Origin of the sequence: Geofilum rhodophaeum (assembly GCF_002210225.1) — a bacterium.
Taxonomy (GTDB): domain Bacteria; phylum Bacteroidota; class Bacteroidia; order Bacteroidales; family Marinilabiliaceae; genus Geofilum; species Geofilum rhodophaeum.
On sequence record NZ_MWUJ01000002.1, the window covers coordinates 1 to 13,300 of the forward strand.

Here is a 13,300-nt window from a genome sequence, read left to right on the forward strand (position 1 = left end):
TACCCAGGTTCTCCTCCATCCAGTCACTTATCTCCCGTGTACTGTTGCCCAAGGCGTATAAGCCGATGATGCGGTCGGAAACACTGTCCGCCAAAATACGCTCACGTTTTTTTATGAACTCGGGCTCGAATCGCGAATCCCGGTCGCGAGGCGTGTGTACGGTTACTTCGCCCATCCCGGTTTGAACCTGTTTGCTCGTGTAACCGTTGCGACGATTGCCCAATGAGCGTTCTTCTGAATCCATATGGGCGTCCATTTCTCCTTCCAGAGCGGCATTAAGGAGTTTCTCCAACAGGGGAGCAAAAGCTCCGCCTTTGCCTAATAACGGTTTGCCGGATTTTAATTGTTCCAGCGCTAAGGCTTCCATGGCCTTGTAATCAAAATTTTCCATAAAGCTAATTTCTGTGTAAATGTAATATTTTTTTTACTTCATTTGACACAGTTTAGTTTACAGTCTCTAGGAAATGGCAAGACAATCCTTTAAGGTACAAAAAAACCCAAAGTTTTCACCTTGGGTTTGATTATAATGAAATAGAATTTTGAATTATGCTAACATAATAGGGAATAATCCTTTAAAAGAACGTCAAAAGGCAGATTCAACTTTTCATTCAATCTTCTAATCATATCAATGGTTAGCTTTCTTTTGCGGTTTAAAACTTTTGACACAAGGGTCTTATCTCCTATTATTCCAACCAGATCCTTTGGTTTAATGTCTTGTTGTTCCATCATAAATTCGATGGCTTCAATTGGATCTGTTTCCGGTAAAGGAAAATTTGCTTCGTCATACTTACGTATAACAAGACTCAAAAGCTCTGCTTCATCCCCTTCGGGAGTTCCTGGCTTTGCTTGAAAAATTTCTTCAAGTCGATCTAGGGCTTGAAAATATTCTTCCTCTGTTTTTAAAATTTTGATTTGCATAAATAAACCCCTAAAAGTGGTTCTAAAAATTAATGTTTACAAATTGTATATATGTGTTGCAGAGTCAGCCCTCCCTACTTGGAGGGAAGGCTTCTGCTGATAAATTTACATCGAAAAAAAAGCTCTATGGCTTTGACCTGTCTATGGTGTTGGCATCAATTTTATCATATTCATCATGAGTGCCAATCCATTTAATAAAGCCTCGTTGGGCCTCAAACATAAATTCTACTACCAATCGGTAGCTTTTAATCCTAAAAACCATTCTGGAATTCTTCAGAATGCTAGACCTTGGAAACTTCTCTTTGATTTCATTGAGTGTCTTCCATTGAGTCTTTTCAATTTGTTTGTACCAAGCAATAAACTGGCCACTTAAATCTGAATGTTGCTCACTAAACCGGAGCAACGTCGTTCTACTAAAAATATGCATGCTCTTTTAAGTTTTTCATGATGTCGAATTTTAGGTTACTATTAATATATATCAACACAAAGATAAAGAAAAGTTGACAAGGTGTCAACAAAAAGCTTTAGAAATTTAAAAAACTTTTGGTATGTAGCACATTAATTGTTCAACAGTTTTATTCTTCCCCTTATGAGGAATCAGAATTTTCAATAAAAAACTCAAGGCTTTCACCTTGAGTTTCAAATTTTAAAAATCGTTCCAACGCATGCACCCCAGTAAACGCATCTATTCCGGCTTCAAAACCCAAAAAGGAAATAAGGGCTGCACCACTTCTACAAACAAAAAGGATTGGCTAAAGTCCAAACAAGTATAGAAAGATATTTTTGATTCAATTTACGAATCATTTCAATGGCCACTATCATGTGACATTAATCCTTCATAAGATCAGAACTGTTTCTTGCAAATTATTTTTCCCTTTCAATTTTCTGCTTATAGTATTTTTCTCTAGTCATTAAATAACTACTTACATTCTTAGCCCTATTCAAGCCTAAAGTATAATTTGCTTTACCAGCACCTTCTAAATTTATTATGTAGACTAAATCTAATTCTGGATGATAGTAATATGTTTGGCGCTTAAAACCCTCATCATTTATGGCGATACCTGACTTGTCCGTTTGATACATTCCAAAATTAATTGCTTCACTATAAGCTTCATCAAAAAGCAATTTATTCCATATAATTGAACTGCATCTATTATTATCAAAAGATAATGCAATAGAAAACACAAACATCTTATGCTTGAATAAAACAATATTATCAGAAGGTGAATCTGTTTCGATATAATCGGAAGCCTCGAAAGCTTTTTTCACATACTCTTTAGAATTCCCAAGTAAGGATTCAAAAAATTCAATAGTGCTTCCAGAATCTTTGTAAGACATTACTGTCTGCGAGTTAGCAAGACAAAAACTCCCCAGAATAATAAATAGGATCCCAATTTTCAATTTCATTTTTTCTTGATTATATTAATGTATCGTCAATTATGCTTGTTGCTAACACCCCCGTAACCGGTCCATATTCCATTTAATCCTCTTCAAAGATTGAAACCTAATTTTATTAAACGTGCTTATTATCTAACCAGACTCAATTTTGTCAATCTCTTTCATCAGCCGGTCTGTTTCCGAAAGGGCAACAATGATTTTCTGATAGTGGAGAATGTCCTCGAAATTAAGAACCCGGCCTTTACGGTCTTTAAGCCATTTTTGAGCCGGTTGGTAACCGCCGATATAGAAGCTCCAGGCAACCTCTGGTACACCATCAAAATACTGTTCTTTGTTAATCCACACATTGCCGTCTTCGTATACCGGCTTCTCAACTTCATTAGTGCCGGAATTTGGATAGGTGGTAATACGTTTTTCTACAATAGGACTTTCCAGAAGGTGGATTTGTCTTAACTCTCCTCCGAGCTGAACAAACTTCCAGAACTGGTCAGCATCTTTTGGATATGGCACACGAGGGAAATCGATTTTCAGAAACTCCTTATACTTTTCCCTGTACGAGGGAGAGTGAAGAACTCCATAGATGTAATCAAGGATGTCAATTGGAGCAAAGGTTCCATCAGTATCATCTTTCTCGTTTATAAACGTTAATCCCAATTTTTCAGCAATCTGCTTTACAATTTCTGTGTTTAGGTTTGGTGTTCTTTCTATTGTTAGCTCATTGGTGTGTTGTCCGTTTGTTTCAGGATAACGATATAAAGGGAAAACAACATTTTGTTCTTTCGTCTTGTTTGATATTACGCACATTTCTGAAATAGTATTCTCGACTAAAATGTGATGAAATGAATCTTCAGCCAATTGACGGGGAATAAGTAAGCAAACATTATCTCTTGACTCAATATGTTGCATTACATTTCGCCTCGTCCAATCTACCATTGAATCAGAGTAGAATAAATAACGCTTATCGAATGGCCTATAGCTTAATTTTACAATTTGACTTTCTAAATCCTCACTTATCAATTTCTTTCTTACTGATTCGATTTTCCAACCACGGGTATCTCCTTTTTTATACTTGTCAGTTTTTTTATTTTGAAAAAACATATTTCTTATTTCATCATCAGATTTAGAAGTATCACAGAAAAGATTTATTCGTTTGAGAAGTGCTTTTTTATCAAAATCTATGACAAGACTATCACGAGATGTTTGTATTCCCGTGCTATTCATTTTAAAAATTTGATAAACATTGATTCCGTTGTAGTAATTGGTATCACCTGTATCGTTTTTCGGCACAAAGAAGAGATTTGGCTTTTGAGGGTTTAATTCCTTGAATTTCGTTGACTTAATTGAATTAGAATAAAGGAAATCATATTTGGCTTCGCGTTTACCAAACAAGTCGAAGTGGAAGACCTTTGCTAATTGGTTTTGCTTCTTTTTCCCAGTCTTTATGAAAATATTGACAGAAACGCCTTGTTGTATATCAAAAACATTTACATCTGCACTTCCATCTGGGGCTGTTTCATTTTTTTTAGTGTTTCCGTGAAGATCAATCGTGTAAATTTTATCATACGTTTTCAGCAAATTCCAACGCATACCTCTAAAAGTTGGATTATCTAAAAAACCGTGAGGATTGATGAACGCTAAAACACCACTGCGTTTTTTCTCAATGAAGTGTTGACCGTAACGTAAGAATTTCACATAATCATCGTTCAGCCAATGTTTACGTTCATTAAAATGAACACCATCAACATATTTATAATCATCAATGAGTCTGCTAATCCATGGTCCATTATTTGAAGAAATACCACTATAGGGAGGATTTCCAATGACACACATTACTGGTGTATCCCTTTTTATATAGTTAGCTGCATTTGCTTCATTTGCCAGAACTGTTGCCCATAACTCTCCTGTATTAGGGTGATGCTCCTCTAGGCTATTTGTTAAAAACACACGGAACCGCTGATCTTTGGATGATTTGAAACCGGTCTCGGAAAGCAGCATGTCAAGCTTCAAGTGAGCCATGGAATATGAAGCCATAAGTATCTCAAAACCATTCAGCCTTGGTATCAAATGCTCTTCGACGTAATTGTTCCATAAACCTCCCTGACCTTCAAAACTCTTATGAATTTGCTTTATTACAGCTGCAAGGAAGGTGCCAGTTCCAGTTGCTGGATCTAAAATCTGAACCCGGTGAACTTCCTGATCAATCTTCTTCTTTCCTTGAGCATCTACCTGAATTTTGGTTTTACTCGTATCAGCTAATCCCATCGGAAGGTCAAATTCATCTTTCAGAATGTCATCCACAGCACGAACGATAAAATCAACGACCGGTTCCGGAGTGTACCAAACTCCTCTTGACCTCCGGAGCTTAGGATCATATTCACCAAGGAAGGTTTCATAAAAATGAATAATAGGATCGTGCTGTTTTGTGGACTTTCCAAAGTTTTTGAGGATGGTAGCAATATCAGCAGATCTAAACATATCAGCAAGAGAATCTACTATCCAGTTGATTCGTTCATCAAGATCATACCCGGCAATATATTGAAATAGCTTCCGGAGGAAAGGATTCGATTTTGGAATTAGGGTAGCAGCTTCCTGTCTGCTGAAAGTATCAAGGGAAGTATCGTAAAGCCTTGCAGCGAACATTCCGTAGGCAATGGTCTGGGCATACACATCGGCAAATCCCTTGGGGGTAATATCATGGATTAATATGCTTTTGAAGGCATTCATCTGATCCTGAAGACTACTGTTCTCCTGGTTCTCCTCATCGCTGGTTAAGGCTTTTTCTATTATATCAGCTAGAAGTCGAGCCTTGTCAGCCATCATCATAGCGAGTGTTTTAGGACTCTTTATGGTCTGGCCCTCATAGAAGGAGAAGTCCTTTAGAAGCGCTTCAAACTGATGGAAATTACCAGGTAGTGGTACTACTCCCTTCCCTGTCAATTCACCAATGGATACCTTGGTAGTAAACTCTCCATTACGGTAAAAATGAAAGTCAATGTAATCAGTAAAGATAATATTGGGAAGAGCTGCCTTATAGCGATCAAACTGCTCCTTATTTCCTGTTTTCTTAGCTCCTGCCAGGTCACCATCACCCAAGTCCTTTGCCTCAATAAAACCTACAGGGATGTCATTTTTGGTGAGTATATAATCAGGTGCACCGCAACTCTGCCTTTTCGGTTCATTGGTTGCTCTAATAGTCGGCATGGAGCTTTCCAAAAGCTGTTGTAAGTCACCCCTAAAAGTGTGTTCAGTCGCATTTCCTAATTTGAAACGTTTGTTAATGTTATCAATGTATTGCTCTATTGTCATTATTTCAAATTCGAAAGTTAATACTAACCAGATGAAGGAAGATCCAACTGCTCTATCATTGACAATAAAAGTAGCAATTTAAATAGAAATGTGGGTACCGCAACAGATAAACGTTTCAGGTATTGATCCATTAGGTGGACCAGGTAGTTTCTTGGCCTCAAAATGAATTCTATTTTGAGAAGAATCAGAGAGCTTACATTATCTTTGAAATAAACCACATCTGTAATGGATATTCTTGACCCATTTTACGGCACCGGGAGATTCCTTATTTGAGGGAATGGTGGATAATTGTTAATAAGTTTCCACACAACGGGAACATAAAAGTGTTGATTACCAAGCAAATAGACTGTTTCTTTTTGAGAAAAGTTTTCTTTATGGAAAACTTTTTGGGTGTTAATACTATCTCAAATCGTTAATAGACAGAACGTTAAACATTCAAAATGGACAACTTTTGTTATTGTTGATAAATTATATTTGTCCGAAAAGTATAGTCTAAGTATCTTGCATTCAGGAAAAATAGAATATTCCGTATAATAATGAAAAAGGAACTATTTATGAATAACAAAAAGAGATGAAACGTTCCGAGGCGTTTCATCTCTTAGATTAGATCAATGAAAATCACTATTGAGATTTCACCTGAAGTAGTTAGATTGCTTCAGGTGATAGCAAAGATAATTTTATTTGTCTTGCTATAGGGTCCCTCACCCTTCAGAGTAAAAAGCAGTCGTTAAAAACGAAAGCTCGGTAGTCCTTGAGCACTTTAGCTCCTCTTATGCCCCATGAAGAAATTCGCACTTTCTTTGTGGGGTTTCTTAATTAATATAGGGCGTATCACCCACATACAAAACTAAACCTTTAAGTGACCCCTGCGTGTTAATTTGTGTTAAAAAGTGTGAAAAGTGGGCAATGCGTCTTTAATTTAAGCATTTACACCCTATTCGGATTTGTCGCATTTTCATACGCAATTTGAAAATCAAAGTTAAATGGGTTGGGATGATATTGTATTTGAATCCAAATATCATCCTTAATTTTATTATCAAGAAACTTGTTATTCACTTTACAAAATTGAGTTAGTTCATTCATAAATGCAATCTTTCTGCCCTTATACCTATGTTTATCATCTCTGCTATCTTGCTGCCATTTAGGTAAATTTAGAGCTCTGCACATTGTATTGTATCTATCAATCTCATAAGGAATTTAAGAAGACCATCTCTATAACGCACGAAATCTTCATCTTTGGTAGAATAAATTGGTACAATATTATTCTTCATTAGAACCAGGCTTTCAACCATCCTGGCTGTTCGCTTATTCCCATCAATAAAAGGTTGGAGTCGTGCCAGGTTGCAATGTAAGAACACGGCTTTCTCCAATGGATCTGAATACTCCTTCTGCTCTTTAATAATCCTTGCAATTTCTTCTTTAATTTGATGTTCCTCCTCCGGTGGCACATAGTCTGTACCAGTAATTGCAACCAATCTTCGTCTAAAACATCCTCTTTCATTGTTCTCAACCAACCCATTGGTTATTTCAGAGTGTATGTCTTTAATTGATGTTTCGTTCAGATCAAGTGGCTCTCTACTCCGAATGAATGGGATCAATGACGAAAAAGAATTGTGCAGATTAAAAAGCATTTGAGCATCTGCAAACTTTCTGATGGAGGTAACGCCATCAATCAGTAGAGCTTCAGTTTCAGAATAGGTGTATGCATTCCCTTCAATTTTAGCAGAATAGTAACTCCATATAACGCCTAGTTTTTTAATCTCAGTTGAACTTAATTCAGAAAACTTCGCCCAATCATGATTTAGAATGAATTTTGCCTTTTCCCTTTGAATCGAAGTAAAGATTGCCTCCATAACATTATCGCTTGAATCCTGAGAGAGCCTTTTGCAATAATTCTGTCATTCTAAGCTTTAGTAATTCAAGCTTAGTGGGTAAGCCAATAGGATAATGTTCTTCTTCGTATGCCCCAATAATTCTTGAAACATATACCAATTCTTGCCACAATGGATCATCCTCTGGTGCTTCATCATCAACCAGATCAATAATCTCTTCCAGACGCTTGCAAGCTATGTTATATTCTTGTTCGGTAAAATTCATAATGTTATTTCTAGGTGTTGGGCTTCTAATGTTGAAATTTGTTCCAGAGTCTTCGGAACTGGTATTTAACATCAAAGAGAAAGACATTCAACGCCACCCACCAATTGGATTTTATAGGATAGTGGGTCTCCTCATATTCTCTCACCAAAGCAGCAATTTCGTCCATTTCAGCAATCAGGGGATCTCCGCCTGGTAAGAAATTCGGATTTACCTGAAAGTTCTCCTCTAATCGCCTTAAACAGACAAGATACTGTTCTTCAGTCTCTATTGGTTTCATTGTATCGAATTTACAAAAATGAAAATATTATCTTAGCTTTTCAATTTGAAAAAAATAAATGAGCAATGGAACACTACGAAGATAAGACAATGGAATATCTTTTAAACGACCCAACAGCCGACGAATTTGCAGCAAAAAGAGATTTAGCTGCAGGATTTCCGATTGTTTATTGTGATGAGGATTATCCGGAGACAATGAAGGATAACAACCTGATGATTGAGGAACATCCCAACGGTGACCGGTTCATTGTGGCCATTAACATTGACACTCGAGAGTTGACAAAAGTCCGGCAAATTCCACCATTTAGGAGAATGGGTTAATTTTTATCACCGCACATCGGATAGTTGAAAAATCTCTTTTTATGTCATTATTGCCTGTACTTTTTTAATTATTTATCATACTGTTTGATTACTTCGGTTTACTCAGATACTTTTTTAATACCCATCCAGTCTCAGGTAAATTGTCTGTTTGATTGATATAACTAACATATACCCACTTATGGTTAACCTGTATTACTATTACATCAAAATCTACAGGAAGACATTTTAATACTCTTTTACCATTGGGTTTTGCATAAACTTTACAAATTCGATTAGTCGTCCTATATTCGTTTTGTTCTTTAAGTCTAGTCTCAATTTTTTGGAAAATCTCTTTCTTTAAAATTACAATATCGTCTTTGCTTATCGTCTTAGATTTTGTAACTACAAAATCAATGTACATGTGGATAGTCATTATCATGATGATAATATTTAACCATAGCAGCGCTTTTGCTTTAAAGGTCTTATCCTTATCATCATACTTTGTATCAATTTTCTCGACTAAATTATAGAGATTCTGAAGATCTTCCTTAGTTACATGCTGGTTATTTGAAATATTGATTCCAATGGCTGACGCTTCAGCACTAAACCCTTCAAACTCTTCAATCAGATTCCATTTTTTATTTACAGCAGCTATAGCTGCCAATTGACCAGATATCCCATTTAATGCTAACTCTAAACTACTTAATTGAGAGAATAAGGGATGATATCTATAAGCACTAAGAGCATTTCTGAAATTTTCAAAAACTAAATCATTTTGTTTATTGATTAAACTTATTGCATTTAATGTGGAACTAGGAATCGCAAATTTAGCTAAAGATGCATTTAATGATCTAGCCATTGCATCAATTCCTGTAAATCGAGTCTGATTTATACGGTTTTGTTGGTTAAGACCTTTAAGAATCTCAGAATACATGCACATATCTGTAAGATTCTTTTTCCACAATTGTTGCGCCTTAAACATCTCAGTCAACTGTGTAGACAATCCCATTTGTTTTGTAGCATTTTGGATTAGTCGAATATTATTTAATAGGTCATCAAATCCAGCCATTTTTTGAAATTTATTTTTGAAATAAAACTCCACACTATGCGTTTTTTAGCATTGGCTCTAACATTGTAAATGCGGCTATTGTGTTTAGAAGTATTATGTCAAAATACAAATGTTGTAATACCAAAGAGCTTACTAAGTTAAAAGTTTTTTTCTTTTAATTGATATGAGTTTTTCCAAAGGTCTGGGGAAGGTCCAGGTTTAACCCAAATCAATACAGGCATAGTGTCGGTACTGGTGGTGTTCGGCCATTTGAACATAGCCAAGTTGATTAGTTACCAATTTGGTTCTTTCAATGGCAGTTTCGGGCATATTGGCATGGTGGTGGCCATAAACCCAGTAGTCGGGTTGAAGTTCCATTATGAGATCCCTTTGCTCTGATACGAAGGCGGGGTTGATGTCAGAATTTCGGTATATCTCCGGATTGACGATTTGGCTGGGGACATGATGACTGACAACAATCTTGTGTATGGCCTTTGATTCCGGAATGCTTGTGCTTAAAAAGTCTATGCTTTGGGCATGCAGCTTGTTGAAGTCTTTTGCCTTAAGTGGCTTTCCTCGGTATTTTATAAGACGGAAATCGCTGACATGGGCTTCAATCAGCAAACTTTTATTGTCCGGGATGTGTGACCAAAATGCGGTTAGGAATAGGTCACAATTTTCAACGGAGACCACTTGGTTATTTACAAGGAACACGTTGTCGCGAATAGCTTCTTTAACTGGTTGATCTAATATCCTGAGATCCTTTCCTGAATAGAACTCGTGGTTGCCTGGTATATAGTAAACCTTTTCCCAATGCTTGGAAACATAGTCGAAAAACCAATGCCCAAAATGCTTTTGGCCCCATAGAGTAATATCTCCTGCCAGAATTAAGGTGTCGGCAATCGGCTTTATGGAATTTTTGTGTAAAAACAGTGCGTTTTGAGCAAATTCGAGATGCAAATCGGAACAATATTGGATTTTCATAAGTCGCGAAAACGGTTTAAGATAACATGATTAAAGATACTTATTTTTATGCGAATAGCCTGAGTTTGTTAGGGTGTGAAGAAGAAAAAAAACACTTTTCTTCTATGATTAAAAAATCTTTTTCTTCTTTAATTCTTTTCCCTTTTCCTACTTTAGGGAAATTCGCAATTAACCCTAAATCTCAAACACAGCGGTATCCCTAAAACTTAAATACTCCCCCATATGTACATATCCCAATTGATTGGTCACCAATTTTGTCCCGTTGAATTCAATTTCGGGCATATTGATATGGTGGTGACCATAAATCCAGTAATTAATATTATTGTCTGCAATAAAATCATAATTCTCAGAGACAAAGGCGGCATTAATTTGTGAGTCTTTGAATTGATCCAGATTACAAAGCTGTGTTGGAATATGATGTGTGACTACAACCTTTTGGTCTGCAGTAGACCTTTTGCTTTCCTGGTTTAAGAAGTTAAGGCTTTCTTCATGTAGCATATTGAAGTCAGGACTTCTTAACTTCTTTCCCTTATGCCTTATTTTGTAAAAGTCATTAATCTTTCGTTCAATAATTATTTCTTCATTAACGGGAATATGTGACCAAAACAGGGTGAAAAAGAAATCAACACCTTCGATATTGATTACCTTGTTATTCACTAGAAAGACATTTTCCCTCAATGGCTCAAATACTGGACTGTCTAAAATCTGCACTTCTTTCCTGAATAAAACTCATGGTTTCCCGGAATGTAGTAAACTTCCTTAAAATTGTCAGAAATGTAATCAAAGAACCAATGCTTAAAATTCTCTTGCTCCCAATAGATGATGTCACCGGCCAGAACCAGAATGTCACCAACAGGTTTGATGGGGTTTTCATTCAAAAACTTTGCATTTTGAAAAAATTCGAGGTGTAAATCAGAGCAGTATTGAACCTTCATAAGGTGTAAAAACAGTGTTGGATTAAAGTATTAAATATACAAAAAAAATTACGAGTTGCTTATGTTTGTTGGGTTTACGGTGAAGAAAAAGATTCTTTTCTTATTTGATTCTTTTCTTCATATAACCATTTCAATTGCATTCCATCTATGTTCGGCAATGAAAAAACATATCAATTTAACTTACCACAATATCAATTTCTAATTGTTGCGGTAAGAATTTTATGTACTGGCTATTAATCATTCGCTTAATAGATTATAGTTTTGCTGTATTAATTATTTAAAGTAACTTTGCAATTCAATGTAAAAATAAATGAAGAATTGGCCATCTTTAAAAAAACCACCAGTTGTTGTAGCATTGTTTCAACTGAAATTTAACTCAATCGGCATAAAACTGAGTGACTTCCTGAAGTTTGATACTCAGATAAAACATAATTTTCCAATTCGGCGAGATAATATTAAAGTAGGTCTTAATTTTGGGTCTTCTATTCCTTTAGGAGTTTCTAAATTTAGTGGGACTTCAAATGCGAAAATTGGCAGTTATGTTTATCTCACGATAGACCAGAAAGCTAAGTTTGAAATCTTAGAAGACACTATCACATATATTGATGAACGTCCATATGAGGGCTGGGATAACTTCAAGGATTCGACGTTGAAGTCACTATTAGTTTTATCCGACATCCTAAATAGTCTTGAAGTTACTCGTACTTCTATTCGTTTTATTAATCGCTTTACATTCGAAACATTCGATAATCCTGCCGACTATTTCAAAACATTGATTTCAAGCAGTGAAGACAATGAACTCCCTTTCCCATTACGACAATACGGCTTTAGATTATTAATGGATATACCTGATACGGATATTTTTTCTATTGTGAACCAAAATGTAGATAATGTACGTACAAATTCATACATTTACACATTCGATATTGATGTATTGGATAGACAGAAACTTCTTTTCGAGAAAGAAACCCTTGCTGTAAATTTGGAAAAGCTTCGTAATGTAAAGAATGAGATTTTTTTCAATAATATTACACAAAAGACTATAGATTTATGCAACTAGCAAGACTCTCAAATAAACTTAAACCTCTTACTCTTGTCGCCGGAATGTTGTCCAGTAATGCAGCATTTGCATACTCTGATATAGATGCTTTTAGTGGAGTGCTGACGATGATGACCAATAATAGGACCACTGAGTATCTTCAATCGGTTGACGGAGATGACAGTGTTGCTTTTCTTCAAAAATTTAGATTTCAGAACCATTTAATCAACTGGCAAAATAGAACGATGTTTCTATCCTCAACAAAAGCTATTATTGAAAATGACGATTTTCAATCTATTGTTGCGATGGGAAATTCTGCTGTTCCTTATATTCTTGAAAGTATTGAAACGAATCCTTCAACTCTTGTTTGGGCATTAAATCTTATTTATAACCGGAAAATAACTGATTTACCCAACATTACAATTTCAGAAGCATGTAACCTATGGGTGAAGGAATTGAAAAAATAAAACGAAATCTGGTCAAAGCCTTTCCAAAGCTATCCCAAGATAATCAATTCAAGATTACAAGTAAAGCTACGCCTGCATATAATTGTATAGCATGGGCGTATAATAAAGATAACCGTTGGATGTGGCCTAATACAGGCGAATATCAATTTTTAGATGGGGTACACTTTTGGCCATCAGATGAAATCCTAGATTGTGATGTAAAAAACTTCATAGATGCATTCAGGTTAAAAGGATATGAATGTTGTGAAACATCTGATTTTGAAATCGGTTATCGTAAAATTGCATTGTATGTGATCCCTGAAACAACCTTATGTACCCATGCTTCAAGGCAAAAAAGTGATGGTACTTGGACAAGTAAATTGGGAGTATCCAATGATATCCAGCATGGAACTCCAGAAGCGATTGAAAACGAATATTACGGTGTTGTACATTGCTTTATGAAACGACTTTTCGAATAATCTTCTTGATCTAAAATAATGTCTATTTAGCTCTTTCTCCTTTCCCATTTGGGAAATGCCTATCTACCCTATTC

The 13,300-nt window shown here is 35.8% G+C and carries 16 protein-coding genes; 4 read left to right on the forward strand and 12 right to left on the reverse strand.

Going from position 1 to position 13,300, the window contains the following annotated elements; translation table 11 throughout:
• The 8 genes from B4W65_RS02420 to B4W65_RS02460 form a co-directional block, all read right to left on the reverse strand.
• Positions 1-391, reverse strand: a 391-nt coding sequence (locus tag B4W65_RS02420) for a transposase (RefSeq protein ID WP_205741202.1), incomplete at its 3' end; no start/stop codon positions are given.
• Between the two features lie 158 nt (positions 392-549).
• Entirely contained in the window at positions 550-918 is a 369-nt protein-coding gene (locus B4W65_RS02425) for a helix-turn-helix domain-containing protein (protein ID WP_088653535.1), read from the reverse strand.
• Between the two features lie 124 nt (positions 919-1,042).
• Entirely contained in the window at positions 1,043-1,345 is a 303-nt protein-coding gene (locus B4W65_RS02430; RefSeq protein ID WP_088653536.1) for a type II toxin-antitoxin system HigB family toxin, read from the reverse strand.
• Between the two features lie 437 nt (positions 1,346-1,782).
• Complete coding sequence (locus tag B4W65_RS02435) at positions 1,783-2,325, reverse strand: hypothetical protein (protein ID WP_088653537.1); 543 nt, start codon at positions 2,323-2,325, stop codon at positions 1,783-1,785.
• 123 nt (positions 2,326-2,448) lie between these two features.
• Positions 2,449-5,622 (reverse strand): type ISP restriction/modification enzyme, encoded by a 3,174-nt coding sequence (locus B4W65_RS02440; RefSeq protein ID WP_088653538.1) that lies wholly within the window; start codon positions 5,620-5,622, stop codon positions 2,449-2,451.
• A gap of 1,151 nt (positions 5,623-6,773) precedes the next feature.
• Positions 6,774-7,475, reverse strand: coding sequence for a Fic family protein (locus tag B4W65_RS02450; RefSeq protein WP_088653540.1), 702 nt, complete (start codon positions 7,473-7,475; stop codon positions 6,774-6,776).
• A gap of 4 nt (positions 7,476-7,479) precedes the next feature.
• A complete protein-coding gene (locus B4W65_RS02455; protein ID WP_088653541.1) occupies positions 7,480-7,719 on the reverse strand; it encodes a hypothetical protein in 240 nt (79 codons plus the stop codon).
• 25 nt (positions 7,720-7,744) lie between these two features.
• Positions 7,745-7,996 (reverse strand): hypothetical protein, encoded by a 252-nt coding sequence (locus tag B4W65_RS02460; protein WP_088653542.1) that lies wholly within the window; start codon positions 7,994-7,996, stop codon positions 7,745-7,747.
• Between the two features lie 65 nt (positions 7,997-8,061).
• Here B4W65_RS02460 and B4W65_RS02465 point away from each other — a divergent pair, with 65 nt between their 5' ends.
• On the forward strand, positions 8,062-8,316 hold the full coding sequence (locus B4W65_RS02465) for a hypothetical protein (protein ID WP_088653543.1): 255 nt from the start codon (positions 8,062-8,064) through the stop codon (positions 8,314-8,316).
• Positions 8,317-8,404: 88 nt separating this feature from the next.
• On the opposite strand, the gene B4W65_RS02470 is transcribed toward B4W65_RS02465, so the two are convergent.
• The 4 genes from B4W65_RS02470 to B4W65_RS17710 form a co-directional block, all read right to left on the reverse strand.
• A complete protein-coding gene (locus B4W65_RS02470; protein WP_146697688.1) occupies positions 8,405-9,364 on the reverse strand; it encodes a hypothetical protein in 960 nt (319 codons plus the stop codon).
• A gap of 198 nt (positions 9,365-9,562) precedes the next feature.
• Positions 9,563-10,327, reverse strand: a complete 765-nt coding sequence (locus B4W65_RS02475; protein ID WP_088653545.1) for a metallophosphoesterase — start codon at positions 10,325-10,327, stop codon at positions 9,563-9,565.
• A gap of 174 nt (positions 10,328-10,501) precedes the next feature.
• The gene (locus tag B4W65_RS17630) at positions 10,502-10,984 is read right to left on the reverse strand and encodes a metallophosphoesterase (RefSeq protein WP_158522756.1); all 483 of its coding nucleotides are present in this window, start codon (positions 10,982-10,984) and stop codon (positions 10,502-10,504) included.
• Positions 10,985-11,025: 41 nt separating this feature from the next.
• Positions 11,026-11,262, reverse strand: a complete 237-nt coding sequence (locus B4W65_RS17710) for a metallophosphoesterase (RefSeq protein WP_088653547.1) — start codon at positions 11,260-11,262, stop codon at positions 11,026-11,028.
• Positions 11,263-11,572: 310 nt separating this feature from the next.
• Between B4W65_RS17710 and B4W65_RS02490 the strand changes: the two genes are divergently transcribed.
• From B4W65_RS02490 to B4W65_RS02500, 3 genes are read left to right on the forward strand one after another with little or no spacing between them, the layout of a single operon-like run.
• Positions 11,573-12,322: a TIGR04255 family protein gene (locus B4W65_RS02490; protein WP_088653548.1), complete on the forward strand. Its 750-nt coding sequence runs from the start codon at positions 11,573-11,575 to the stop codon at positions 12,320-12,322.
• Entirely contained in the window at positions 12,313-12,768 is a 456-nt protein-coding gene (locus B4W65_RS02495; RefSeq protein WP_088653549.1) for a hypothetical protein, read from the forward strand. Before B4W65_RS02490 ends, B4W65_RS02495 begins: the two co-directional genes overlap by 10 nt.
• Positions 12,744-13,226, forward strand: coding sequence for a DUF7689 domain-containing protein (locus tag B4W65_RS02500; protein ID WP_088653550.1), 483 nt, complete (start codon positions 12,744-12,746; stop codon positions 13,224-13,226). The genes B4W65_RS02495 and B4W65_RS02500 overlap by 25 nt, the downstream gene beginning before the upstream one ends.
• Positions 13,227-13,300: the final 74 nt, after the last annotated feature.

What these genes read in the sequence shown, in the direction of transcription:
- B4W65_RS02495 (WP_088653549.1), top strand. Translation starts at nt 12,313, where the DNA reads ATGCAACTAGCAAGACTCTCAAATAAACTTAAACCTCTTACTCTTGTC.
- B4W65_RS17710 (WP_088653547.1), bottom strand. Translation starts at nt 11,262, where the DNA reads ATGAAGGTTCAATACTGCTCTGATTTACACCTCGAATTTTTTCAAAAT.
- B4W65_RS02435 (WP_088653537.1), bottom strand. Translation starts at nt 2,325, where the DNA reads ATGAAATTGAAAATTGGGATCCTATTTATTATTCTGGGGAGTTTTTGT.
- B4W65_RS02470 (WP_146697688.1), bottom strand. Translation starts at nt 9,364, where the DNA reads ATGGCTGGATTTGATGACCTATTAAATAATATTCGACTAATCCAAAAT.
- B4W65_RS02430 (WP_088653536.1), bottom strand. Translation starts at nt 1,345, where the DNA reads ATGCATATTTTTAGTAGAACGACGTTGCTCCGGTTTAGTGAGCAACAT.
- B4W65_RS02455 (WP_088653541.1), bottom strand. Translation starts at nt 7,719, where the DNA reads ATGAATTTTACCGAACAAGAATATAACATAGCTTGCAAGCGTCTGGAA.
- B4W65_RS02450 (WP_088653540.1), bottom strand. Translation starts at nt 7,475, where the DNA reads ATGGAGGCAATCTTTACTTCGATTCAAAGGGAAAAGGCAAAATTCATT.
- B4W65_RS02440 (WP_088653538.1), bottom strand. Translation starts at nt 5,622, where the DNA reads ATGACAATAGAGCAATACATTGATAACATTAACAAACGTTTCAAATTA.
- B4W65_RS02475 (WP_088653545.1), bottom strand. Translation starts at nt 10,327, where the DNA reads ATGAAAATCCAATATTGTTCCGATTTGCATCTCGAATTTGCTCAAAAC.
- B4W65_RS02460 (WP_088653542.1), bottom strand. Translation starts at nt 7,996, where the DNA reads ATGAAACCAATAGAGACTGAAGAACAGTATCTTGTCTGTTTAAGGCGA.
- B4W65_RS02425 (WP_088653535.1), bottom strand. Translation starts at nt 918, where the DNA reads ATGCAAATCAAAATTTTAAAAACAGAGGAAGAATATTTTCAAGCCCTA.
- B4W65_RS02490 (WP_088653548.1), top strand. Translation starts at nt 11,573, where the DNA reads ATGAAGAATTGGCCATCTTTAAAAAAACCACCAGTTGTTGTAGCATTG.
- B4W65_RS02465 (WP_088653543.1), top strand. Translation starts at nt 8,062, where the DNA reads ATGGAACACTACGAAGATAAGACAATGGAATATCTTTTAAACGACCCA.
- B4W65_RS02500 (WP_088653550.1), top strand. Translation starts at nt 12,744, where the DNA reads ATGGGTGAAGGAATTGAAAAAATAAAACGAAATCTGGTCAAAGCCTTT.